This is a genomic window from Myxococcus eversor, from assembly GCF_010894455.1.
Classification (GTDB): domain Bacteria; phylum Myxococcota; class Myxococcia; order Myxococcales; family Myxococcaceae; genus Myxococcus; species Myxococcus eversor.
On sequence record NZ_JAAIXY010000011.1, the window covers coordinates 47,252 to 72,721 of the forward strand.

The 25,470-nt window shown below is 66.1% G+C and carries 10 protein-coding genes; 8 read left to right on the forward strand and 2 right to left on the reverse strand.

Annotation, left to right across the window (positions count from 1 at the left end; genetic code table 11):
* The first annotated feature begins 56 nt into the window (after positions 1–56).
* Entirely contained in the window at positions 57–833 is a 777-nt protein-coding gene (locus tag G4D83_RS22790; protein WP_163866920.1) for a 4'-phosphopantetheinyl transferase family protein, read from the forward strand.
* Between the two features lie 3 nt (positions 834–836).
* Here G4D83_RS22790 and G4D83_RS22795 read toward each other — a convergent pair whose 3' ends face one another.
* A complete protein-coding gene (locus tag G4D83_RS22795; RefSeq protein WP_163866921.1) occupies positions 837–1,622 on the reverse strand; it encodes a thioesterase II family protein in 786 nt (261 codons plus the stop codon).
* Between the two features lie 163 nt (positions 1,623–1,785).
* On the opposite strand from G4D83_RS22795, the gene cysD reads away from it, so the two are divergent.
* Genes cysD through cysC form a run of 3 tightly spaced genes read left to right on the forward strand, consistent with a single transcriptional unit; the run spans position 1,786 to position 4,512 of the window.
* The gene (gene cysD / locus G4D83_RS22800) at positions 1,786–2,691 is read left to right on the forward strand and encodes a sulfate adenylyltransferase subunit CysD (protein WP_163866922.1); all 906 of its coding nucleotides are present in this window, start codon (positions 1,786–1,788) and stop codon (positions 2,689–2,691) included.
* Complete coding sequence (locus tag G4D83_RS22805) at positions 2,691–3,947, forward strand: sulfate adenylyltransferase subunit 1 (RefSeq protein ID WP_163866923.1); 1,257 nt, start codon at positions 2,691–2,693, stop codon at positions 3,945–3,947. Before cysD ends, G4D83_RS22805 begins: the two co-directional genes overlap by 1 nt.
* A 7-nt stretch (positions 3,948–3,954) precedes the next feature.
* Positions 3,955–4,512, forward strand: a complete 558-nt coding sequence (cysC, locus tag G4D83_RS22810; RefSeq protein WP_163866924.1) for an adenylyl-sulfate kinase — start codon at positions 3,955–3,957, stop codon at positions 4,510–4,512.
* On the opposite strand, the gene G4D83_RS22815 is transcribed toward cysC, so the two are convergent.
* A complete protein-coding gene (locus G4D83_RS22815; protein ID WP_163866925.1) occupies positions 4,509–6,095 on the reverse strand; it encodes an MBL fold metallo-hydrolase in 1,587 nt (528 codons plus the stop codon). The two genes, cysC and G4D83_RS22815, sit on opposite strands and share 4 nt — an antisense overlap.
* A 225-nt stretch (positions 6,096–6,320) precedes the next feature.
* Here G4D83_RS22815 and G4D83_RS22820 point away from each other — a divergent pair, with 225 nt between their 5' ends.
* From G4D83_RS22820 to G4D83_RS22835, 4 genes are all read left to right on the forward strand, one after another.
* The gene (locus G4D83_RS22820; protein WP_163866926.1) at positions 6,321–7,523 is read left to right on the forward strand and encodes an aminotransferase-like domain-containing protein; all 1,203 of its coding nucleotides are present in this window, start codon (positions 6,321–6,323) and stop codon (positions 7,521–7,523) included.
* Between the two features lie 381 nt (positions 7,524–7,904).
* Positions 7,905–8,804 carry a peptidylprolyl isomerase gene (locus tag G4D83_RS22825; protein WP_163866927.1) on the forward strand — a complete coding sequence of 300 codons (900 nt, stop codon included), beginning with the start codon at positions 7,905–7,907 and terminating at the stop codon, positions 8,802–8,804.
* Between the two features lie 155 nt (positions 8,805–8,959).
* Positions 8,960–9,799: a peptidylprolyl isomerase gene (locus tag G4D83_RS22830; protein WP_163866928.1), complete on the forward strand. Its 840-nt coding sequence runs from the start codon at positions 8,960–8,962 to the stop codon at positions 9,797–9,799.
* Positions 9,800–9,913: 114 nt separating this feature from the next.
* Positions 9,914–25,372: an RHS repeat-associated core domain-containing protein gene (locus tag G4D83_RS22835; RefSeq protein ID WP_163866929.1), complete on the forward strand. Its 15,459-nt coding sequence runs from the start codon at positions 9,914–9,916 to the stop codon at positions 25,370–25,372.
* Positions 25,373–25,470: the final 98 nt, after the last annotated feature.

Consider the following 25,470-nt stretch of genomic DNA (forward strand, 5'->3'; position numbering starts at 1 on the left):
CGGACTTGGACGTCCGAGCCTACGCGGGGTGCGGTCCGCCGTGGTAGAGGAGAGGCATGTCGACTGTCGCGGGTCCGCTGGAGCTTCGTCCGGACGAAGTCCATGTATGGATTGTCGAGCCCGAGCGCATCCTGGAACCGAAGCTCCTGGATGCCTACTGGGGGCTCTTGGACGCGGATGAGCGCGCGAAGCAGAAGCGCTTCCGCTTCGAGCGTCACCAGAAGCAATACCTGGTGAGTCACGCGCTGGTGCGACTGACGCTGTCGCGTTACGCGCCGGTGGCGCCCTCGGCGTGGAGCTTCTCGACCAACGCCTACGGGAGGCCGGAGGTGAAGGGCGAGTGGGGCGCGCACCTGCGCTTCAACCTGTCGCACACCGACGGCATGGCGCTGGTGGCGGTGGGCCTGGACGCGGAGCTGGGCGCGGACGTGGAGGACGCGGAGCGACACGGCGAGACGGTGGAGATCGCCGACCACTTCTTCGCGAAGCCAGAGGTCGCCGCGCTCCGGGCCCTGCCCGCGGCCGAGCAGCGTGGGCGCTTCTTCGAGTACTGGACGCTCAAGGAGTCCTACATCAAGGCGCGCGGCGCGGGCCTGTCCCTGCCGTTGGACCAGTTCGCCTTCCACCTGGAGGCCGGCAAGGAGCCGCGCATCTCCTTCGATGCGCGGATGGTGGACACGCCGGAGACGTGGCGCTTCATGCAGCTGCGCCCGTCCACGCGGCACCAGGCCGCCGTGGCCATGCGGGGGGCCCGGGACAGGCCCTTCCGCGTGAGCTGGCGGTTCACCGTGCCGCTGGAGTCGGACGGGCCGCCTCGCGTCGAGGATGCCTGAGCCTCAGGCCGGCGCGGCCATCCACCGGGTGAGGTCCTCGCGCAGGGCGGCGAGCATGGCGTCCTGCTGCTTGCGCAGGAAGAAGTGGCCTCCCTCGAAGTGGCGGATGCGGAAGTCGGGGTTGCGCGTCTCCTCGCGCCACGTCTCCAGGCGCGCCAGGGACACGTGCTTGTCCTCGGTGCCGCCCATGACGGAGATGGGCACGTCGAGCTTCACGGGCACCGGGCCGTTCTCCCACCACGCCAGCGCGAAGTCCGCGCGCAGGGTGGGCACCAGGAGCTCCAGCAGCTCGCGGTGCTGGAGAATCTCTTCGGGCGTGCCGTCGTAGCGCCGCAGCTCGGCGATGAACTGCTCCTGCGGCAGGTGGTGGATGGGCTTGCGGTCCGACTCGCGAGGCGCGCCGGACGCGGCCAGCACGAGGCCTCGGGGCAGCGGCCCGTTGCGCGCCTGCAGCCGGCGGGTCAGCTCCAGGGAGATGCGCGAGCCCATGCTGTAGCCAAAGAAGGCGAACGGCTTGTCCAGCAGCGGAGCGAGCACCGGCAGCAGCGCGTCCATCAGCGTGGGCAGGCTGTCGAAGGGCTTCTCCATCAACCTCCGCTCACGGCCAGGGAGCTGCACCGCGCACAGCTCCACGCCCGGCGGCAGGCCTCCCTGCCAGGCGCTGTAGATGGAGGCGCTTCCCCCGGCGAAGGGCAGGCAGAACAGCCGCAGGCGCGGGTCCGGCAGCGCCTTCCGGGAAGGAAACCAACGTTCGGGGGAGTTCGGGTTCGAGGTGGGAGCACTGGGCATGGCGGTATGGTTCTGTCGCACAGCCGAGGAAAACGGGTCAAGGCCCCGGCGCTTCGAGCAGGTTGAAGACTTCCACCCATCATACAGGGATGACTGTCAGCGCCCGGTATTCTTGGATGAGTGGACTGGCGGGGCTCCTGTCGAGGCGTGCTAGCGTTTTCGGGTGAGCTACGAGCTGTCGCACCTGGACGCCCTGGAGGCGGAGTCGGTCTTCATCATCCGGGAGGTGGTCGCCGAGCTGGACAGCCCGGTGCTGCTGTTCTCCGGAGGCAAGGACTCCGCGGTGATGCTGCACCTGGCGGTGAAGGCCTTCGCGCCCGCGCCGCTGCCCTTCCCGTTGATGCACGTGGACACGGGGCACAACTTCCCGGAGGTGCTCCAGTACCGCGATGAGCGAGTGGCGGAGCTGGGCGCGCGGCTGCACGTGGCGTCCGTGCAGGAGGCCATCGACCAAGGTCGGGTTGCGGAGGAGAAGGGCCCGCGCGCCTCGCGCAACCGCGCGCAGACGGTGCCGCTGCTGGAGGCGATTGAGAAGCACCGCTTCAACGCCGTCTTCGGTGGGGCGCGCCGCGACGAGGAGAAGGCGCGCGCGAAGGAGCGGGTGTTCTCGTTCCGCGACGAGTTCGGCCAGTGGGACCCGAAGAACCAGCGCCCGGAGCTGTGGAACCTCTACAACGGCCGTCACCGCCGGGGGGAGCACCTGCGCGTCTTCCCGCTGTCGAACTGGACGGAGCTGGACGTGTGGCAGTACATCGCGCGGGAAGGCGTGGCGTTGCCCTCCATCTACTTCAGCCACAGGCGCGAGGTGTTCCGTCGGGACGGCATGCTGATGGCGTGGTCGCCCTACCTGCCGCTGTTGCCGGGCGAGGAGGTCACCACGGCGTCGGTGCGCTTTCGCACGGTGGGCGACATGACGTGCACCGCCTGCGTGGAGTCCGGCGCCGTCACGGTGTCGGAGGTCATCACCGAGATTGTCGCCTCGCGAGTCACCGAGCGGGGCGCGAGCCGCGCGGATGACAAGTTCAGCGAGACGGCGATGGAAGACCGCAAGCGCGAGGGGTACTTCTAGTGGAACTGCTTCGTTTCGCGACCGCGGGCTCGGTCGACGACGGGAAGAGCACGCTCATCGGCAGGTTGCTGCATGACACCCGCTCGATTCTGGAGGACCAGCTCGCCGCGGTGGAGCGCACCAGCCGCGCGCGAGGGGACGAGTACGTCAACCTGGCGCTCCTCCTGGACGGCCTGAAGGCCGAGCGCGAGCAGGGCATCACCATTGACGTGGCGTACCGGTACTTCGCCACGGCGCAGCGCAAGTTCATCATCGCGGACACGCCGGGGCACCTCCAGTACACGCGCAACATGGTGACGGGCGCGTCCACGGCGGACCTGGCGCTCATCCTGGTGGACGCGCGCAAGGGCGTGCTGGAGCAGACGCGGCGCCATGCGTTCCTGGCCTCGCTGCTGCGCGTGCCGCACCTGGTGCTGTGCGTGAACAAGATGGACCTGGTGGGCTTCGACGTGGCCGTCTTCGAGCGCATCCGCGAGGAGTTCCGCCAGTTCTCCATGAAGCTCGACGTGGCGGACCTGTCGTTCATCCCCATCTCCGCGCTGGGTGGGGACAACGTGGTGACGCGCTCGGAGCGGATGCCCTGGTACCAGGGGTCCACGCTGTTGCACCACCTGGAGAACGTGCACATCGCCTCGGACCGCAACCTCATCCACGTGCGCTTCCCCGTGCAGAGTGTCATCCGGCCCATGTCGTCGAAGTTCCCGGACTACCGCGCGTACGCGGGGCAGGTGTTGGGCGGCGTGCTGCGGCCGGGTGACGAGGTCATGGCGCTCCCCTCCGGCTTCACCACGCGCATCCGCGAACTGGACCTGGCGGGGCGGCCGGTGGCGCAGGCGTTCCCGCCCATGTCGGTGAATGTCTCGCTGGCGGACGAGCTGGATATCAGCCGGGGCGACATGTTGTGCCGGCCGGGCAATCCGCCCCTGGTGGGGCAGGATCTGGATGCCATGGTGTGCTGGCTGGCGGAGGGGGTGTCACTCCTGCCGGGGGCCCGGTTCGCGCTCAAGCACACCACGCGCTCGGCGCGGGCCCAGGTGAAGCAGCTGCACTACCGGCTGGACGTCAACACGCTGAGCCGGGACGAGACGAGTCCCCGGCTCGGGCTCAACGAGATTGGCCGGGTGACGTTGCGCACCACGGTGCCGCTCTTCTTCGACGAGTACCGCCGCAACCGCCACACGGGCAGCTTCATCCTCATTGACGAAGCCACGAACGCGACGGTGGGGGCCGGGATGATCAACGGCCCCGCTGTCTGAGGTGCGCATGAATCGGCAAGGCTCCGGGTTCATCCTCTGGCTGACGGGCATGTCGGGCGCGGGCAAGAGCACGCTCTCGCGGGCGCTGCGCTCGAAGCTGGAGCCGCTGCGTCCGGTGGAGGTGATGGACGGTGATGAGGTGCGCACCTGGCTGACGCGCGGCCTGGGCTTCACGCGCGAGGACCGCGAGGAGAACGTCCGGAGAATCGGCCACGTGGCGCGGCTGTTGGCCCGGCACGGCGTGGGCGTCATCGTCGCGGCGATTTCGCCCTACCGGAGCTCCCGGGCGGAGGTGCGCGGGCTGGCCGAGGAGGTGGGGCTGCCCTTCGTGGAGGTCTACATCGAGGCGCCGCTGGACGCGCTCATCGCTCGCGACGTGAAGGGGCTCTACAAGAAGGCGCTGGCGGGGGAGCTGCCACACTTCACCGGCGTGTCGGACCCGTACGAGGCCCCCGAGGCCCCCGAAGTCACGGTGCGCTCGGACTCGGAGGCGGTGGAGGTGGGGCTGGAGCGCGTGCTGGCCGCGCTCCAGGCCCGGGGCCTCGTGGCGCCGCGCGCCGCCTAGAGCACCCGCTCCATGCGCACGTAGGGCCGCTCGGCATGCATGCCCTTGGAGCGGCAGTGCTCGATGAACTTGTTCGACTCGATGAGCTGCGGAGTCGTCTCGTTGTAGACGAGGATCATCACGTGGCGCAGCCACGGCTCCTGGCCCATGGCGTAGACGTAGACCTCCTTGGGCGTCAGGTGGTTCGTTATCTCCATGGCGCGGTTGCAGTCGGAGCCGTTGAGGCGCCGCGCCTGGTCCATCTTCCGAGGCAGCGGGTTGGACAGCAGCGGTCCGTACATCCAGCTCATCGGGCCGCCCTCGCACTCCATGCCGAGGAACAGGATGTCGATGGAGCCGATGATGTCGCGCAGGTGCTGATACATGCGCGGCTCAATCGCGTTGGAGTCCGCCGCCATCAGGATGGACTTGCCACCCACGCGCACCAGGTGGGCCGTCTTGGCCTGGATGGCCAGGTCACTGTGCTCGCCGAGGAAGGGCAGGCCGGTGATGGAGCCGCCGGGGATGGCGATCTCCTGGAGGTCGTCGATCTCCACCACGTTCTTGAAGCCCGTGTGGTGGAGCATCAGCCGCAGGGACGGGTCCGCCAGCGAGTTGCCGTTGTTGCGCGGGACGATGATGGTGCCCACGCGGTGACGCAGCTGGAGCAGCGTCTCCATCATCAGGTGGTCGGCGTGGCCGTGGGTGAGGACGACGTAGTCCACGTGGTCGGGCAGGTCCGCGTGCGTGTAGCGCGGCAGGTCCGTGGGGAACTCGTAGCTGATGACGGGGTCGGTGAGGATGCTGACCTCCTTCGTCTCCAGCAGCACGCAGGCGTGGCCGAAGTAGCGCACCCGCACGCCCTCGCCGTCATAGCGAGGCGCCTTGCGAGGCACGACGTCGGTGAACAGGTCGGCGAACGCGGCGGCGGCGGTGGACGGCACGCCGAGCATCTCCGCCACCTGGCCCGGTGAGCCCGGGGTGTGGCGCATGCGGAACAGCGCGTCCAGGCCCTCGTGGCGGTAGGGGACCTTGAGGTGGACGGGCATGTCCTCCTCGAGGCGCGGCGTGCTGAAGATGTACGGGCGCCAGTCGCCGTCCACCTGCATCAGCGTCACGCTCTGCGAGGACTCTTGATAGAAGCGGCTCTTGTACAGGAGCGGCTCGATGAAGCGCGCGCTGGCGCGGTTGCTGAGGTCATACGTGAGCTCCACGTAGCCGCGCAGCAGGTCCGGGACCTTGGGGTAGAGGGCCTCCAGGGAGCCGCCGTTGTTCGGAGCCATCAGCTGCTCCAGCTCGGCCACCGCCTTGGTGTACGCGAGCATGTGCGCCTGTTCCTTCTGGTTCCGCTCCAGCAGCTCCTTCACCTTGCCCGCGCGCGCGGTGGGGTGGTTGATGAACGGGCCACCCATCAACATCGGGTTCTTCAGCGCGGCCACGTGCACGTCGGGGTTGGCGACGAAGGACTGCATCAGCTTCTGGTGCAGGTTCGTCACGAACAGCGGCGCGGTGGCGGGAGACAGCAGGTACCACCAGGCGTACCACTGGTTGTACAGTGGCTCGAGCGCCACGTTGGGCTTGAGGTACATCGGTCGGTCCAGCATCGGGTTCTCCAGGCGAGCGTCGATTATCTGGGACGACGTGGAGACAGGGAAGCCCCTGTTGACGATCGCCTGCCTGCTGGAGGCGTGGGGCAGGTCCCTCGGTCCACACGGGGAGTCTCTCCCTCTCCCGGCTTTTCACCCTCGGGGCTTTCTCCTGCGCTACGATTGCGTCGGACTTTCAAGGGTGCGCATGTTTTGCGCGTCGAATTCCGGAGGTATCTCCCCGTGACGGCCTCTTCGACCTCCTCCGAGTTGCCGCTGGCGTCCTGGGCCCGGCGCCTGGCGCCCTCGGCCATCCAGGACATGTTGCAGAAAATCACCCGGCCCGGCGTGTTCTCGCTGGCGCTGGGGCTTCCCGCCGCGGAGCTGTTTCCCACGCAGGGCATGGCGGAGGCGGCGGCGCGGGTGCTGGCGGAGCAGGTGGGGGCGTTGCAGTACTCGGCGACGCTGGAGCCGCTGCGCGAGCAGGTGGTGGCGCTGATGGCGAAGCGCGGGGTGCGGTGCTCGACGAGCCAGGTGTTCCTGACGACGGGGGCGCAGCAGGGGATGAATCTGCTGACGCGGCTCTTGCTGGAGCCGGGGCAGGCGGTGCTGCTGGAGGACCGAGTGTATTCGGGGTTCCAGCAGGTGTTGGACCCGTTCCAGGCGCGGCGGCTCACGGTGAAGCGGGATGGGCGGACGGGGTTGGACCTGGAGGGGATGGCGTCGCTGCTCAAGTCGGGGGAGCGGCCGGCGTTCCTGTACACGATGAGCGACGGGCACAATCCGCTCGGGACCAGTCTCGCGATGGCGGAGCGGGAGCGCCTGGTGGAACTGGCGCGGGAGTACCGCATGCCCATCATCGAGGATGATGCGTACGGCTTCCTGCACTACGAGCAGGGTGGGGCGCTGCCTCCGCTGCGCTCGTTGGATGCGCAGTGGGTGTACTACGTCGGGTCGTTCTCGAAGATTCTGGCGCCGGCGCTGAGGGTGGGCTGGGTGGTGGTGCCGGAGTCGATGGTGTTCCGGCTGGCGACGGTGAAGGAGTCGAGCGACATCGACACGGCGACGTTCACGCAGCGGATGGTGCTCGCGTTCCTGGAGTCGGGGAGGTTGGACGCGCATCTGGATCGGCTGCGCGGGGAGTACCGGCTGCGGCGGGATACGTTGCTGCGCGCGCTGGAGGAGCATCTGCCGGAAGGGGCTTCGTGGACGAAGCCCACGAGTGGGATGTTCGTCTGGGTGGAGCTGCCGGAGCGGTTCGACACCACGGTGTTGCTGGCTCGGGCGCTGGAGACGCAGCAGGTGGCGTTCCTGCCAGGGCAGGCTTTCGCGGTGAGCGGTGGGCGCTCGGCGTCACATGGCCTGCGTCTGAACTTCTCCCACTGCGAGCCTGCGCGCATCCAGGAAGCCGTGCGCCGGCTGGGCACGGTGCTCCGGGCGGGTTGAGTCAGCGAGCCCAACGTCTCGTCATGGGTGGTGCTCTGTCAGCTCACCCGTGTGCGCATTGCATGTTTGTCCTTTCTTTATTTTTTCCCATGATTTCAGGGGCCATGTCCCAGCCCCGTCGACGGCTCCCTCGTCGGTGGTTCAATGAGACTGTGCCTGGGTTTGACCGGACTCGCATGCTCGACAATCTCGTGCTTTTCACCAGATGTACGAGCCGAAAGCTCTCCTGGATGGATGCGAGCTGCTGGCGGTCGTTGCGGCAGTCAATGAATGCAGTGGCAACTAAAAGTGCCCTTGAATCCAGTATTCGACATGACGCATGGTGAGCGTCTCGAAGTGCAGCTCACCAGGTTTGATGTGCAGAGGGGGAGTCGTCCTCAAATGAAGATTGGGAGCGGAAGCGCCGCGCTGGTTGCGTGGGTGCTCTGGTGTGGCTGCACGAAGCCCGCGCAGGAGACCCCGGCTGGGGTGGCGTCCCCGGGTAGCGGTCGGGTGGTAGGTCGCTATGACGGTGGGGTCATCACGGAGGCGGAACTCATCGAGGAGTCCGCCAGGCTGCCATCACCCTTGAGAGAGCAGTTCGAACGACCCGCGGGACAGCGCGAGTTCGTGCGGTCAATGATTGACAAGCGACTGTTGGTCCAGGAAGGCCTGTCTCGAGGACTCCACCAGCAGGCGGATATCCAGAAACAGGTGCGGGCGCTGGAGGAACGGCTGGTCATCCAGGAACTGCTGGCCGCCGAGGAGAAGGCGGCGGGGCGGCCTGGCGAGGCGGAGCTGCGCGAGTACTACGGGCAGCATCGGGCGGATTTCACTCAGCCGGAGCGCTTGCGACTCTCGCGGGTGCACGTCTCCGTTCAAACAGGGGCGACGGCGGCGCAGCGAGCCCAGGCGAAGCAGCGGGCGGAGCGGCTGGCGCAGAGGCTCAAGGCAGGAGAGGCCCTGGCGAAGGTGGCGGCGGAGGGGGATGGGGCGGAGCACGGGCGGGGTGGAGAGCTTGGCTGGGTGGCGCGTGGAGACCTTCCGGACCGCGAGCTGGAAGCGGCGGCCTTTGGGTTGAACAAGGCAGGAGACACGAGCGGAGTCGTGGCGGAGGCGCGCGGGTATTCGGTGCTGCGGTTGCTGGAGCGCAAGGATTCGAGGGTTCCTGCGTTTGAGGAGGTGCGGGCGGAAGTGGAAGGCCGCGCGCTACCGCAGTGGAAGAGGAAGGTCCTCGAAAGTTTGTTGGCCCGGCTACGTGAAGCGGGCTCGGTGGGAATCGACGTGCCGGGAACGCCCTGAGGGCGGAGTCGGGAGGGGTCGTGCAGCTCAGTGGCTTGAATGGCGCGCGTGCCGTGGCTGGAGTCGTGTGTTCGAGGGGCGGCGTTGTTCCAGGGGAGGTGTTTGGACAACGCCTGGTCGCTCGGCTCATTCCCGCGCCGCTGGCCCTGGTCTTGATGTCACTGACACTCGTCGCATGTCGCGATGACGGCGTGGTGGCCGAGGTTGGGAAGCGGAAGGTGCTGAAAGAGGACGTCACGGCCTTCATCGCGGCGCGCAGCTCACGGGAGCGACCGACCTCCATGGAGGCACTGGACGTGTTGGTGGGACGGAGCTTGCTCGCGGAGGAGGCCCGTCGCGCGGGGCTGGACCAGAACCCGGCGGTCCAGTCGCGGCTGAGGGCGGCGGAGCGAGAGCTGTTGGCCCAAGCGCTCCTGGATCAGCGACTGTCGGAGGCGACCTCGGGCGCGAAGCTGCGCGAGCGCTACGATGCGGCTCGCGAGTCCCTGGGGCGGCGCGAGGTCCATGTCCGGCAGATCCTGATCCGTCTCCCCCCTGGAGCCGATGAGCAGGCGCGGGCCCAGGCGCAGTCACGCATGAACGGGCTGTTCGCGCGGCTGGCGGGTGGCGAGCCGTTCGAGAAGGTCGCGCGGGAGGGCTCGGAGGAACCCATCAGCGCGGCGCGCGGTGGTGACCTGGGGCCGGTGCTGGAAGGGCAGGTCGACGACGTCTTCTTCACGGAATCCGCGCGGCTCACCAAGGGGGAGCGCTCGCGTCCGTTCGCGACGCCCTACGGCTTGCATCTGGTGGAGGCGGTGGATGGGGTGAAGACCGTGGTGCCGACCTTCGAGGAGGCGCGCGGGAAGTTGGAGGCGGAGGCTCATCGCGAGGCGCAGGCGGGGTTGATGAAGGAGCTGCGTGAGCAGATCCCCGTGAAGACCTACCCGGAGCATCTTGAGACGGGGGCCTCCGTGGGTGGTGGGGCGGGACGGCTGGACCAGGGGCCGCATCCATGAGTCGCCAGAGGAGTGTGTTCCCGTGAGTCGCTTTCCCGAATGGCGTGGTTCCCTCGGGGGGTTGGTCGTGGATGCAACTGGATGTCGCGGGGTTGAGGGATGCGTGGGGGAGTCATGAGAATCTGGTCGAGACAGCTCCTCGCGCTCATGGTCGTCGCGACCATCGCGGGTTGTCGGACGAAGTCGGAGCCGCAAGAGCAGGCGTCGAAGGCTCCGGGTGAGTCGCTGGGCTCGTCACGCGCGAGGCTCCCCGTGGAGGACCTCGCGCCCGCCTGCAATGGCGTGTTGCCCGAGACGGTCAATTCGGCCTGGCGGCTGGGAGGGCTCTCGGTGGCTGGAGGCGCGACGCACACCGAGACCTTCGCTGCCTCGAATGACTCGGACGCGCTCCTCGTCATCCAGAACGGCGATGGGCGGGGGACGGGCGAGGCCCAGTCCGCGACCGTATCGCTCAATGGGATGGCGGCGGGAGGCCTCTCCACGGGCCAGAGATTGAGCGTCTCCCGCGTCACGCTCTCCGCGACCAATCAGCTTTCTGTCGAGGCGCAGGGAGCTGGGCGGGTTCGTGTCTCCGTCGCGGAGCTGGGCACGCTTCCCTGCGTGATGGCGGATACGGGCTACCTCCAGCCGGGGCAAACGCCGGCTCCCGCGGTGTTCGACTTCGAGCCCAAGGGAGAGGGCACCCTTGGCGTCCTGCTGGTGGACATGATGGGAGCGACCCCTGATGCCCAGGTCCTCCTGAACGGAGTCGATGTCCTGTCTGGAGTCGCTTCGGCGCAGCGCCGCGTCTATGCCACGGCCATTGCGCTGAATGCCACCAATCACCTGGAGGTCCTGGCGCAGGGAGGACCGGATTCCAACGTGCGTGTCGCGATCTTCGACGCGGACACGCTGCCCACCAGTCTTTCCATCACCGAGCCAGAGGCCGGCGCCTACTTCACCAGCTCCCCGATTGCTGTCGCGGGCAAGTACGGGCGCGACGGGAGGTCGCTGACGATCAATGGAGTCCCAGCCTGGCTCGTGGGGTCCGACGGCTACAACTCGCCAGTGCCGCTCGTGGATGGAGTGAACTCCGTCACGGCTGTCATGGCGGACTCTTGCGGCAACGTCTCCCGGGTGTGTCGGGCCGTCGTGCTGGATCTCCATGCTCCGGTCATCACGGTCAGTGGAGTGTCCGAAGGTGATGTGACCCAAGGACCGGTCACCGTGGGATGGGACGCCGTGAGTCCCTACGTGGTCACCACCGTGGCGACACTCAATGGCACCCCTCTCCAGAACAACACGACGGTGTCGGCGGAAGGTGAGTACGACCTGCTCGTCACCGCCGAGGATCCCGAGGGTCGGGTGGCGATGAAGCGGGTTCGCTTCACGCTCTTGCTGAGAGCACCGCTCATCGAGGTGACAGGCGTCTCCGAAGGGGAGTTCGCGCCAGGGTGGGTGACGCCGTCCATCCAGGTCACCAGCCCCTATCTGGAGGTGCTCAACATCACGGTGAATGGCGTGGGGCACGAGAACAACACGCCCGTCACCCAGGAGGGGACACACACGCTCTACATCGTCGCCAAGGACCGCGCTGGCAACTATGGCCTCGCCTCGGTGACTTTCACCATCGACTGGACCTATCCGGTGGTGACGTTGTCGGGCGTCGTCGATGGCGCCTACGTCAACGCGCCTGTCGTGGTGAGCTACACGGCCACGGACAGCCACATGGCTCCGGATGGAGTCCAAGCCCTTCTGGACGGTCAGCCCTATCTCGGCGGAGACACCATCTCCGCCGAGGGGCTTCACACCGTGAAGGTCGTCGCGCGTGACAAGGCGAACAACCGCACCACTTCGAGTGTGTCCTTCACCCTGGACTACACGCCGCCGCTCCTCACGGTCACGGGAGTTCCAGAAGAGAGCCCGGTGGCCCAGGTTGTCACTCCTACCTTCAGTGCAACCGACACGAATCTTGGGGGCGTGAGTGCGACGCTGAACGGCGAGCCTTTCGTTTCAGGCACGGAGGTCGCCGACGATGGCTCCTACCTGCTGGAAGTCCAGGCGGAGGACCGTGCTGGAAACGCGACGAGTACCGTCAAGCATTTCGTCGTGGATCGTTCGCCACCTCTTGTCTCCGTGACGGGCATCCAGGAGGGAGAGCTGCGCAGGACTCCGACGACGATCTCCTGGACCGTGGAGGATGCGCATCCCGGGACGGTCAGCGCCACGTTGGATGGGATGCCGTTCACGAGCGGAAGCACGGTCTCCGTCGAAGGGGCGCACCTTCTCATCATCACGGCCACGGACCGCGTCGGAAATGTCCGTGAAGCGCGGCGACACTTCACCATCGATGTGACGGCCGCGGAAGTGACCATTCGCAAGCCCACGTCCGGCCTGGTGACACGTGAGTCCCAGGTGGAGGTGGAGGTCGAGGTGGTGGATGCCAGCCCGGTCGACCACGTGGAGGTGGGTGGGGAGCTGTTGAGCAAGGGCGCCGATGGTCGGTGGCGGCGAGCGGTCCCGGTGCTCGAAGGTTCCAATCTCCTTGTCGTCACGGTCGTGGACGCGGCGGGGAATACCTCCACGCGAAGTGTGTCGGTCGTACGGGATTCCACGAGCCCGGTGCTGACCGTGGCGGAGCCCCAAGAAGGGGCCCGCATCCCAGGGCTCACGGTGACAGTGCGGGGCGTCGTCACGGACGCGACAGCCGTGGCTCTCAAGCTGAATGGGACTCCGGCGGCGCTGGGGGCCGACGGCTCGTTCAGCCTCGAGCGAGCGCTTTCTCCGGGAGCGACTGCGCTGGAGCTGCGCGCGACAGATGCGGCCGGCAACGAAACCGTACGGACGTTGAATGTGCGGGCGAACGCGACGCAACCGACCCTGACCCTCAGTGAGCCGCAGGATGGCCTCGTGACGGAGGCCGGCTCGGTGATGGTGCGTGGCACGGCCTCGTCGGCGGACAGCTCGGATTCCGTCACGGTGACAGTCGACGGTGTTCTCGTGGAGGTCGATGCCTCGGGGCACTTCTCACGAGCCATCTCCCTGTCCGTGGGGGAGACCCACGCCCTTTCAGTGGTGGCCCGCGACGGCTACGGCCTGACGAGGGAGGTTTCGAGGACCCTCCGTCGGACGCAGGGCGTCGACGGCGGCATTCCAGACGGTGGATCGGAGCAGGACGCGGGGACGCCTTCCCAGGATGCGGGCACCCCCTCTCAAGACGCTGGGACTCCTTCACAAGACGCGGGTACGCCTCCACGGGACGCGGGCGAATCGGGCGGGAGCGACGCGGGGGCTGGCTCGAGTTCGGATGCGGGAGCGAACGAGGGGGCAGCCCCGGTCCTGGTGGTGGAGGCTCCGCTCGAAGGGGGTGTGTATGGCGGCGCCCACTTCGTCGTCAGCGGACGCATCGAGGGCGGAACGCTTCCGCTGAGAGTCACCGTGCAAGGCGTGAACATGGCGGTGAACGGTCGTGAGTTCACCGGGGCGCTGGCACTCGCCGAAGGGGACTACTCTCTCCAGTTCCGGGTGACGGACGCGCGAGGAAGGACGCATGCGCGGACGCGGGCCGTGGTGGTGGACCACAGCCCGCCGCAGCTCACCCTCACGCCGCCCACTCCGCCGCAGAGCTGGGAGCGCGTTTCACAATCGCCCTACCTGCTGACGGGAACCGTGGGAGATCTCCACCTGTCGGAAGTGCAGGTGGATGGATTTCCGGCGCGGGTGGTCGCGGGCACGTTCAGTGCTTATGTGGCGCTGCCTCCCCAGGTGCCCACGCAGGTCGTCGTCACGGCCCGCGACGTGGCGGGCAATCGCACCCAACGGACCGTCACGCTCACGCTGCGTGGCAGCGCCCCCCAGGTCACCATCCTCGAGCCCTTGGACGGCTTCGAAGCCACGAAGCCCGAGGTGATGGTCCGTGTGCGCGTCATCAGCGCCGCACCCTTGCGGAGTCTTCGGATTGGCACGGAGTCGATCGAGCTGTCTCCGGCGCGAGAGGAGTACACCGCGAAAGTCCACTTGAGCCTGGGGGGAAACGTCATCCAGGTCATCGCGGAGGACACACAGCTCTCCGAGGGTGAGCCGGGGGGAATGGTGGGCGCGGACAGTGTCACCGTGCGCTACCGCGACGCGAATCAGGAGCCTCTCTCCGTGACGGGTGTCTCGCCACGGGCCGGCGAGCAGGGCGTGGAGCCGGACTCGCTGGTGAGTGTGTCCTTCAACAAGCCGATCCGAAGCACGGCGCTGGCGGATCGCTTCACGGTCCAGGTGGCTGGTGAGGGAGCCCCCCTTCCTGGTGGCTACTCGGTGGCCCCGGGGGGGCAGACAGTGTCCTTCATCGCGAGGGATCCGCTGCCGGAGGGCGCTCGTCTGACGGTGAGGGTGAAGGACTTCGAACCGGTAACAGCCCCGGGAATGGGGAGTGGGGAGTTCTCCAGTGAGTTCACGGTGCGCCGGCCCCTGACGCGGGTGCGCGGGTACGTGGTGGACGCGGACTACCGTCCCCTGCCGGGAGTGAAGGTGTCGGTGGAGGGTACGGCGCTGTCAACCCTGAGTGGCCCGGATGGCAACTGGACGCTCTTCACGCCGCGCGGCGGCGAACGGGTGCTTCGCTATGAGGGGGGCCTGACGTCCGAGGGACAGGCGTTCCCCACGGTGCGCCGTCGCCTGTTCGTCAACGAGGAAGGCGACACGCTGGATGCACCGCTGGCGCTCACGGCCGTGGATACGGCCTCCGCCCAGGGGGTGGATTCGCTGCGCCGCATGGAGCTGGACTTCGCCGGGCGTCATCCGGGCCTGCGCGTCGACGTGCCGGCGGACGGCCTCTTCTTCGAGGATGGGACCACGCATGGGCTTGTCACCGCGACGGAGATTCAACCGTATGCGCTGCCTCTGCCCATGGAAGGGCGCGCGGGGCTCGGTGCGTTGTGGCAGGTGGGCCCGGCGGGCCTGAGACTCCAGAAGTCTGTCTCCGTGACGTTCCCCAACCGGTCGAATCTGCCCGCGGGTCGGTTGGTGATGGTCCTCGGGCATGACCCTCAGCGCCACCAACTCAAGCGCGTGGGCTTCGCGCGGGTGAGCGCGGATGAGACCGTGTTGTCGCCCGTGAGTCCCCTGGGGCTCACGTCGCTGGAGTTCCTGGGCTACGTGCCGCTCAATGAGACCCAACATGAGGCGGTTGCCACGGCATTGGGGTTGGGAACCGGTGATGGAGGAGCGGGAGCGCCGGCGGATGGGGGAAGTGGGCTTCAGGGGTTGCGCGAGCGGGTTCGCCCTTCGCATCCGTCGGAGCCGTTGTGGAGGAAGTTCCTGGCGAACTTCACGGTGACGGAGGCGCACGCCCAGCTGGGTGGAGGGCTGACGCAGGCCGCATACAACGCCTTCGACACCCTCGCGCGGCAGGCCGTACCGGGAGCGGTGACGGGCTCGGTGCGTGCGCCGCTGGAGCGACAGCTCGAGCTGGATGTGAGCAAGCCGATCATCCCCAAGCAGGGCATGCCCGCGGTGGAGCGGATCGTCACGCTGCCCTATACGCTGGCGCTCGACTTCCGGTCCCGCTTCGTGTCGGCGGATCCCTACGACGTGGCGAATCCCGAGACGGTTCTCGTGAAGCTGACGGCGGAGGGGCCCCACGGACCGCTGCCGGAGCCAGCTCCTGGGGTCTGGCAGTCGCAGGGGGTGGGTGAGGCCGCCGTGGTGCAGGACCTGGCCCTCCCCGAAGGTCGGACGGAGCTGATCCTGTCCGCGCTGTCGAAGTCCACGCATCGCTCCCTGAAGCTCGAGGCGGAGCTGGTTCCGGAGCCAGGGGACGGCGGTCCTCCTCGGGCGAAGCTGCGGCTGCGCACGGTGGAGGACACCTTCAGCGAGCTGGGAGACGAAGCCGTCCACAGTCCGATTCGCTTCAAGAACCTTCGGGTGACGGTGACCGGCCCTGGAGGAGGCTCGGTCGGGATGACGGGAGCATCGGGCGGGTATGGCATCCCCGTGACGGGGCTGACGGGCGGGGAGATGGGAATTGCCTGCACGGAGGTGCCCACGGGCCCCCGGCTCGTGGAGCGGGTGGGGGAGGATGGTGTGGTCCACTACACGCCCACGCTCAACCAGTTCCCCATCTGCTCCCAGACCTTCCAGGTGAACCCCGGGAGCACCACGCGCGCGGACATCCAGGTGGACGTACGGATGCTCCATGGCGCGCTGACCTTCGTGACTCGGCGGGGGGAGCCGCTCGCGCTGAACTGTGAAGAGGACGCTCACAGCGAGAAGGCGCAGACGCCGGGGGAGTTCGCGGATATCGCGCTGCGAGACGTGAAGACGACGGAGGTGCACTTCTTCCGGGAGGACGACCTGGAGCACCCCATCGCCACGTTCGCGGCGGGGACGCCCAATGGAACCGTGTGCTCTCAGGGGACGTATCAGCTGGGAGATCCGCACGGGTATTACACGCGAGTGAGGACGGGACCAGCGGCGCGCATCCGTCAGGTGGCGCGCGAGCGGTGTCGAGAGTTGGAGCGGGAGCGGGGGGCGTCCGACGGTGGTGGCCTGAGTGACGCGGACCAGGGGTATTACGATGGAAACTGCCGCGACAACCGGACGAATCACCTTCGGCTGAGCCCGGGGGATCGCCTGGTTGTGTTCGCGGTGAATCACGCAACGGGCTACTCGGGGATGACGCGCGTCACGGTGCCCGCCGTGAATCGCGCTGAGCGCACCTCGACGGGCGCGTGCCAGGCGGACGACGACGCGGGGGGGCCGCTCCAGGTGACGGAGCTCGGCGAGACGATGACGCTGTCGCGGTGCACCCAGGCGGAGCTGGGGATTCCCGCGGACCTCCAGCTCTTTCCTCCGGAGCTCGACATCCGCGTGTCCCGGCGCATGACGCCAGAGGGCGTTCAAGTGGCGGCGCGGCCCAGCCTCATCCGCCACGGAGGGGCAGGGACGACGCGGGACGATTTCCTCCAGCTCGACACGCACTGGCGCGTCCGACAGCTGCCAGAAGTGGCGCTCGACGGAGGCGATGGCGGTGACGCCGGAACCCCCTCTCCTGGGGATGGGGGAGCGGACGAGGCGTCGTGTCTGGCAGTGGGCTTCCTGCCGGATGGTGGCATTTGCGAGCCGGGGCGGCTGCGGGACCTGGGGGTACCAGGAGAGGAGCTGGAACAGTTCTGCTCCGAGCTGCCGGCGTCCTCGCCCCAGCGTCTGCTCGGTCGTTGTGACACGGGGACGCCTCGTGTGGTGGATGTCCCTCCTGGCGTGCCGTCGCTGGCCGGCCGGGTGGTGAGGGTGACGGGGACGGCCGAGGAGCAGCCGGTGGTGGTGACGTTCCCGGTGCGCCCGGGCCGCCACACGGCGTCCGTCCAGACTCCGCTGACGTATGTGGATGGGCAGGGAGCGCTGGCGACCGTGGGCGCTCTGCCCATGGCGAACTACTACCTGCACGTCGTCGGGCATCCGATGCTCGAGCGGGACCGGAACGACGACGGTTTCCTTCAGTCCAACGAGGTGAATGCGCCACCGCCGAATTTCTGTGAGCCGGGGGAGTGCGCGAACAGGGACGGTGAGCCGGAGGCGGCCCCCGAAGCGGGAGAGAATCCGGAGTCACTGCCCAAGTGGGCGGTGGGCTTGAAGAACGTCTACCGGCACCGCGAGGTGAATGGCTCGGCGCTGGAGCGGTACGACCGTGCGCGCGAGCATGAGTTCCGCGTGCTGGAGCTGGGCGCCGCCACGGTCATCGCCGAGGGTGGCGAGCATGTGAGGCCCGATGGGGGCGTGGGTGGGGTCGACGCGGGGCGGGTGCTCGCGGGAACGCGGCCCGAGGCCACGGATGATGATGTGGCCTACCAGTTCCTCCTCAACGGCTTGCAGGAACCGGAGGCCGGGCGGGCAGGCACGCTGAGTGGCCAGTACCGCCTGCGCCTTGGGACGGATGACTTCGGCATCGAATGCCCGGTGGAGTTCAACCCCGAGCAGAAGACGATTAGCGGGACCTGCGACGGGGAATACCTCCCGGAGGTGCTGTCGGCTGCGGACATCCTGTACTTCGAGCTGTACCTGAGCGGCAACGCAGACAACGTGCTGTATCGCTTCAACTTCCATGGCATCTCGCCGAGGACGGACTTCGTCACGGCGGGCAGCGAGGACACGCAGGCGCGCTCACTGGCGCGGGCGACGCCCGCGGCTCCATCACCCGCGGGTGCGACGGAACGCCCCATCTCCGTCAAGGCCATGGCTCAGTTCGCCATCGAGCCGGATGTGCTGACGGAAGGAACGATTCGTCTCTGCGAAGGGACGGTGTGCAACAAGGACACCCTGCTCAAGGCCGTGGAGCTGAGGTACGTCCGCGATGAGTCGACTGGGAATGGGCAGTACCAGGTGGTGCGGTATCTCGATGAGGCGGACGCGGATATTGCCCAGCCACTCATCATCCAGCCGAAGCCCGGTGCGAACGGCGCGGGACGCTTCGCGCTGCCACTCGCGAATCATCTGGGACGCATGCAGGACATGGGCGCCCAGGGGCGCGAGGTGGTCCTGACCATCGAGCCGAAGGCGGGCCCTTCGGGGGCCGGCAGGCCGGTGAAGCAAGTGTTGGGCGAGCCGGTGGGGCGCTATGCCTTCGTGAACGCCAGGGCCGCGGGGCAGACCGTGGTTCAGGGCGTCAACCTCGCGGGAGGTCATCTCAGCGTCACGCATGAGGACTTCTCGGTGCCGCAGCTCTCCGAGACCGTGTCGTTCTCCCGGACCTTCAACAACCAGAACAACGAGGTGTCGCCGCTGGGCGTGGGTTGGTCGCACAGCTACGAGGGCTTCGTCGTGGAGGAAGAGCTCGGTCGCTACGTCGTCGTGCTGAATGGCCAGTCCTATGACTTCCCATCCTGCACGACGGTGGACCCGGTGTTCTCCTCGGCGAGTGACTGCAAGACCGACAAGTCCCATGGCGGAAGCCTGACGGTCGACCTGGAGGGGGCGGAGTTCAGGACCGAGACGGGGATGGTCTACCGGTTCAAGACCGAGTCGGCCCTGGCCACGGGGATTCCCGACCAGAGGCGATGGGTCCTGACGGAGTTCTCCGATGGGCAGGGGAAGGATTCTCCCAAGCAGGGCTGGACGACGGTGTCCTACGTGCCCGGCTCGGATCTCGTGGCCCGGGTCTCGCGTGCTCCAGGCCATGTCACGCTGGCCTTCGAGTACAAGGACGTCGACGGGAAGGAGTACGCGGAGAAACTGCGGCTGCTCGCGCGTTCTCGGGGCCTGAAGCTGTTGTCCGCGGTGGGGCTCTACCCGAACTCGAGCGTTCCAGCGGGCGCGGGGCAACCAGTCAACCCGGCGTCGGCCCTCCACCGGGTCGAGTTCGAGCATGACTCCTGGGGCAATCTGCTGAAGGCCGTGCGGCGGACGGGCCAGCCTCGTCAGGCCTGGGCGTACGAGTACGCACCCGTCCCCAGTACGGCCACCGGGTACACTCGCTGGCGGCTGGTCAATGAGTTGCGCGCGTCTCACTACCGCGTCACGCAGGACACGGCGCCGCCAGGGACAGGAGACCTGGAGTATTTCGACCAGTGGGTCGCCAACTACGAGAGCAAGGGCACGTCCAAGACCTACGAGCATGTCCACCCGGGCGAAGTCATCGACTCGGCGGTCAGCACGGGGAGCGGGCCGAAGCCCTACCAGTACGCCTATCCTGGGGCGGGACAGCGTCGGGTGAAGCGTCCCGATGGTGTGGACGTGGTGTTCGCGCTGACGGAGTACGGCAGTGCCAGGAGCGTGAAGGTCGGCGCTCTTCCCGAGCAGAAGACGCAGTGGCGAGAGGACGGGCAGATCTCACCGTCGCTCGTGACGCTCTCGAATCAGGCGGAGCTCAAGTACGACATCGATGCCGCGCATCGCTTGCTGTCGCTGGAACTCCAGAAGGCGCCGCCCACTGCCGAAGGCTTCCGTGGCACGACGGGGGTGGGTAGTGGCTCGACGCTGGTTCGACAGACGTTCACCCAGGCGGTGAACAAGCAGTTCGGTATTCCCGACCAGCGCATCACGCCCGCGCAGGCGGGAACTCAGTCCGTCATCACCCGCGTCACGGATGCAGGTGAGATTGAAGGTGTCTCCGTCGTGAACAGTGACGGTACGACAGCACTGAACTCAGGGGTGCGCACGTTCCGGACGGATGGTTCGGGTGTTCTCACCGCGGAGACGGATGCGCTCAATCAGCAGATTACCTACGGTGAGCCGAATGACTTGGGGCTCCCGCAGGTCATCACTCTGACCCACCCGCAAGCGGGCGCGCTGGGCCTGGCGACCCTGACCCGGCAGGTGACGTACGACGCTTTGGGCCGGGTGGTGGGGCTGAAGGAAAACGAAACAGAGGCCGAGGAGGCATGGCAGTACGACAGCCTGGGACGGGTGACGCGCCATTTCATCAAGGCGCAGCCGTCACAGGAATGGACGTACACGTATACGCAGGCGAACCGGCGTGTGACGGTTCAGGAGCGGCTCAATGGCTCTGAACCGCTCAGGACGGTGGATACGTGGGAGGTGGTCGAAGGCGACGAGGCGAGTCGCGGCGTCTACGTCGAGGACCGCACGCCCTATGGGCCCCCCGGACAGGAGAAGGTGGCGGTCCGGAAGCGCCACCTCCAGAACGGTCGGGTGGTGGCGACGACCGACGGAGTGGGGGTTGAGCGCTCCTACGAGTATGACGCGTCGGGGCGGCTGACGGGAGTTCACATCGTAGGTGCTGGCACGACCGCTGGGCCTTCGGATGCCTACGAGTCGCGCTACCAGGACTTCGACTCCAACGGGAATGCACGAGCGGTGTTGGACCAGAACGGGCTGCTGACGCGGGTGGGTTACGACTTCCTCGGTCGCGTCATGTACTGGGACTACACCGGTGCCGAGACGGTGAGCGGCGAGCGCTCCTCGGAAGAGTGGCGGCGCAACTTCGGTGGTGACGTGCTGTACCGGGCTTTTGGGAACAGTGCCTCGAGCCACGTCCTCGACGTGGTCCCAGATGCGCTGGGGCGTGTTCGCTCCACGAAGACCAACCTCTCGGGAAGCGCCATCACGAGCGTCGACTCTTCGGCGGAGTATGACGGCCTTGGGCGGGTGGTCCGGCAGCGGGACCTCGTCATGGGGACGGATGAGCGGTTCGAATACCATGACGCGCTTGGGCGCCTGACGCGTTACTCCCGGACGATTGAGTCTGGGGAGGGGCCTCTCGAACTCGTGGAAGAGCGTCGGTACGAGGATGCGACGCACGCCTCGACGGGGCTGCGGAAGGTCTCGGTGACTCGCACCATCGAGATGGCGGAAGGGCCGCCGCGCACCGAGCAGACCGAGGAATTTCATGACGTCACCGGCAGGCTGATGGAACAGGTTCGCCTGGTCTCTGGCCAGCGGGCCTCGTGGAAGTACACGTACAACGCTCGGGGGCAGGTGCAGTCCATCATCGCCCCGACAGAAGGCACTGGGACGGAGACCACGACCTTCCAGTACGACTTGGCGGGAAATCTGTACCGCATGAGCGCGCCGGGGGATGCGAACAATCCGGCCGCCGTCACGGAGACTTTCGTGGACGCCGAAGGGCGCGTCGTCCGCCAGCAGGGGCCGCACCCCGATGCGGACTGGCAGTACACGTATGACGCGTTCGGGCAACTCAAGACCAAGGAGTTGGTCGCCACGACGGCGAACCCCGTGGGAGCGCTGTGGACCTTTGGCTATGGGCTGACGAACAAGCCTGGGGCTGATGGAACGGTGCCGAACATCGCCGTCGAGGAGACGGACCCGCTCGGATACAAGACGTATCGCTTCTTCAATGCTCGCTATCAGCTCCTCAAGGAGGTCCGGGAGGACAAGCGGGCTGTTGCAGGGGGGGGAACGAGCACGAACGGGAACACGGTCACCACGACCTACGCGTACGCGGGTGACTGGCTCCAGAAACAGGTTACGACGGAAAAGACCGATGCTGTGGCCGGTTCACCGACTGTGCTGACCGTGGAGCACAAGAAGTTCGACGACCGTGGGCGCTCACTGGAGAGCCGTGAGCATTGGCAGCGAGGCACTGACTCATACGAGTACGTGACGCAGTCCCCGTGGGCGGGGCGTACCGTCTCAGTCACTCAGACTGGGACAGTCAGCACCTCGCCGACGGTGTTGCTGCCCACTCGACAGTTCGACGCGGCCACCAACAGTCTTGGGCAGACGGTGTCCCGGTCACAGGGGGGCCTGACGGACTCATGGGTTTATGATGCTGTAGGTCTGATGATGAAGGCGCAGCCGGCAGGGCAGCCTGCGACGTCTTATTCATACGACCAGGGCCTGCTCGTTGATATTGCCTATGGGGCAGGGGGGCTGACCGAACATACCCGGATGGCATATCGCCTGGATGGTCGCCTCAAGAGCGTGACCGACCCTGCCAATCGCGTGCGGTCGCTTTCCTATGGACCACGGGGTCTGGTGACTCAAGAGATCTTCGGCAAGGACGGCGAGTTCGCGGAGACGAAGTACGCCTATGACGCCGGTGGTTTCGTGTCGCGCGTCTGGAAGGACCCGGATAGCACCGCGGACTTCTGGCAGTACAAGTACGGCCCTCTGGGTGAGTTGGTGAGTGTGACGCCGCCTGGGTTTAGTGCCTTCTCGTATGGCTACGATGGGCTGCGGCGACTGACGAGCATCAATCGTCCTCCTGGCGGGGTGCCGTCGGAGTCGTTCGAGTATGACTACCAGGGGCGGTCTACGAGGCGGGTGCGCGGCACCTCGGATTGGACGACGTCGTGGGTGAATGGCGTCGAGCGGGCGACCAGTCCGAGCAATGCAGAGGGGGCGGGCGGTGGAGATCGCGATCTTGTCGAAACACTGAAGGACGGCCGTGGCCGGCCGGTCTGGAAGACGTTCAACCCGGGGCCGTCTTCCGCACCTCAGCAAGACATTACGCGCTTGACGTTTGCCTATGATGCGGGTGACGAACTCGTCCAGGCAAATGAAGTACGGAACAGCGGGAATGTGCTGAATAGCTTTCGTTATGACTCGCGTGGGAGACTTGACCAGGTTCGACGTGGGAAAGATTCTGCCTTGGATAAAGAGGATCTGGTCGAGTACACGTATGTCCTGGGTGCGGATCTGCTCAAACGGCGCGTGTCTGGGCTGGCTGCAGATGGTCCTCGTTTTGAGCAGGAGCTTGGGTACGACCTGCTGGGGCGCATCAACTCCGTGCTTACGAGGGATGGGGGGCCGCTGGTTCCGAGTCGCACTGTGGAGTGGGAGCCCGGCGGTGGGCAGCTCACTCGGGTTGCGGATGCGGCGCTTGTGGAGCGGTGGTGCTACGATGGCCGTGGGTGGCTGGAGTCGGTTCGGACTACCACAGCGATTGCGGATGCTGACTGCAACCAGTCCCCGGCTGCTACAAAGATGGGCTTCCGCTACACGTACGACTCTCGAGGGAATAGACTTCGAGAGGACGTGCAGTATCAAGACTCGCAGGAAGCTGCCGTCAATGAGTTCACTGACTATGGCTACGACAAGGCGGATCGTCTCACTGGTGTGAGGTATCCGGGAGGAGTTGCTGAGCTCTACAGTCTCGCCGCGGATGGTACGCGGCTTGGTCTGCGCCATGTTTTGAACCACTCGGGGTCTTTGGGTGTTGATGGCCATGACCTGGTTTCTCACGCTGAGAAAAGACTTGTTTACTCGTTCGATGGTGCCGGTGGGCTGAAGACCATCGACGACATGGCGCTTCCGGTGGATGCAAGGCGCCAAGCGACATACTTCACGGATGGTTCAGGACGAGTTCGACGAATTGCTCGTTCGGCGGTCGAATGGACGTCGCTTGATTGGGATGTCAGTGGGAGATTGGTTCAAGTTCGAAAACAAGCGCTCGATGATTTGGGAGCTGAAGCAGTTACTACGACTCGACATCGTTACGGGTTTGATGGACTTCGGCGGTTCAGGGACACTGGAGTTAGTAGTTCGCGCTATGTGTGGGCCGGTGGGGAGATTGTTGAGGAACAGCCCATGGGTGGAATGCGTTTGCATCAAGAGTCTCTCTCGGGTGTGGCGATCTCCATGGGCGGCGAGCGCTTTGCGCATGATTCGCTAAGCAGTGTGGCAGGACAAGTAACGTCAGACGGAGGGTTTGTAACATATCGGTACGATGCCTGGGGCAATGTTGGGAGAAGGGAGGGGCCCGCTTCGACGCAGCCGAGCATAGGGTATACGGGCCATTCCTGGGATGCGGAGGTAGGTATGACCTATGCCCAGCAGCGTTGGTACGATTCTAGTACGGGACGATTTCTCTCCGAAGACCCGGTGGGGGCCAGCGCGTACCTTGAGTTGCCTACAGGAATGCAGCCTTGGGCGTATGCCAATGGCAACCCCTTGCGCTATGTGGACCCAACGGGAGAGGCTGGAGTGCCATTGCTTATTCCTTCGATCCCGCTTGCTGTAAAGTATAGCGGATTCAAGGACTGGGTGGGAGGCAAGATTCATGAGTACCAGCGTGATTTCGGCCGCCGGGCGGAGGCTGAGGGGGAGTTTCTTGTCGGGCAGGGATACGTGATTGCAGGGACTGTCACGACGACAGGTGCTCAGTTTGGTGTTGGGGTTGCTCTTGCTTTTCCTAATATGTTCTTCAATTCGGAACACGCCACTGTCAGTCTGTTGATGGCGCCTGGTCGTGCCATGGATGGATGTGGCAATGCATTTGATGATGCTCGGAACAGTGACAGTCGGTGGTTGGGTGTGGCGGAATGTGTAGGCGGGGTGGCTGAAATTGGTGCGGTGGTACTCGGTGGATTTGAGGCCGCAGGAGTGCGAGGTCCCGTGCTCTTGGGCAGGGGGAGGCTGACGGGATCATTTAAGGGATATATTTCAGATTCGGAACTGAATGCTGCGCTGGTCGAGGGTTGGAATCTCCGGCCGGATGTGGCTGTCGTTGACCGATTGCCCGCTTTCGAGCCGGAAGCCATCATTGCTGGACGGCGCTATCCGCCCACGAGTTACGCAGGTGGATTTCATGGGACAAGTGAGATTCCTCCCGAAATTGCTCTGGTTGAGGGGTTGGGCCGCCGAGGCAGTGATTGGGATTTGGAGAATCATGCCCACGCAGTAGGCAACTCAGCCTATCGTGGCACTGCCAATCAGGTGGGTAGTCCAGGGGGGGGAGGGCCCATTGCATGGGCGGGTGAGGGTGGGTGGGTTTATGAGATTACTGATGTCCCAACCTGGGATGTCAACACCTTGCTTGACGGGAGAGTGCGGCGTGGAGACCGTTTTAGGGGTAATTTGATGACTGCGGAAGGGGAGTTTGCAATCCCAGGGAGGGTTGAGCCGTATCAGATTCGTCGATACGCACAGATCGTGAGAGATCGCCGTGGGAGGTTGGAATTTAGCTTGGTGGATAATCCTAATTACAGGCGCAAGTCGGGAGTGGGGATGAGTGAGACGCGGATGTCTTTTTATAGTGGGGTGGTGACGTCTTCGTATGGCGAGGTGCCACGCCGGCAGTCGAGCCTGCGTGGAATGGGTCTCCGGTATGGCCGCGCAAGGGTGGGTGGATTCGGGAGCGTGATGGTTCTACAGCCTGGTGCGGCAACGTCTCTTCAGGAAGAGTGAGTTGTAGGTTGCTTTGGGTAGTCTTAGGGTGTTATGGCTTTGGGCCTCGTTGGAGGTGGGATGGATAGGGATTTTCTGGTTCGGCGATGGAAAACTCC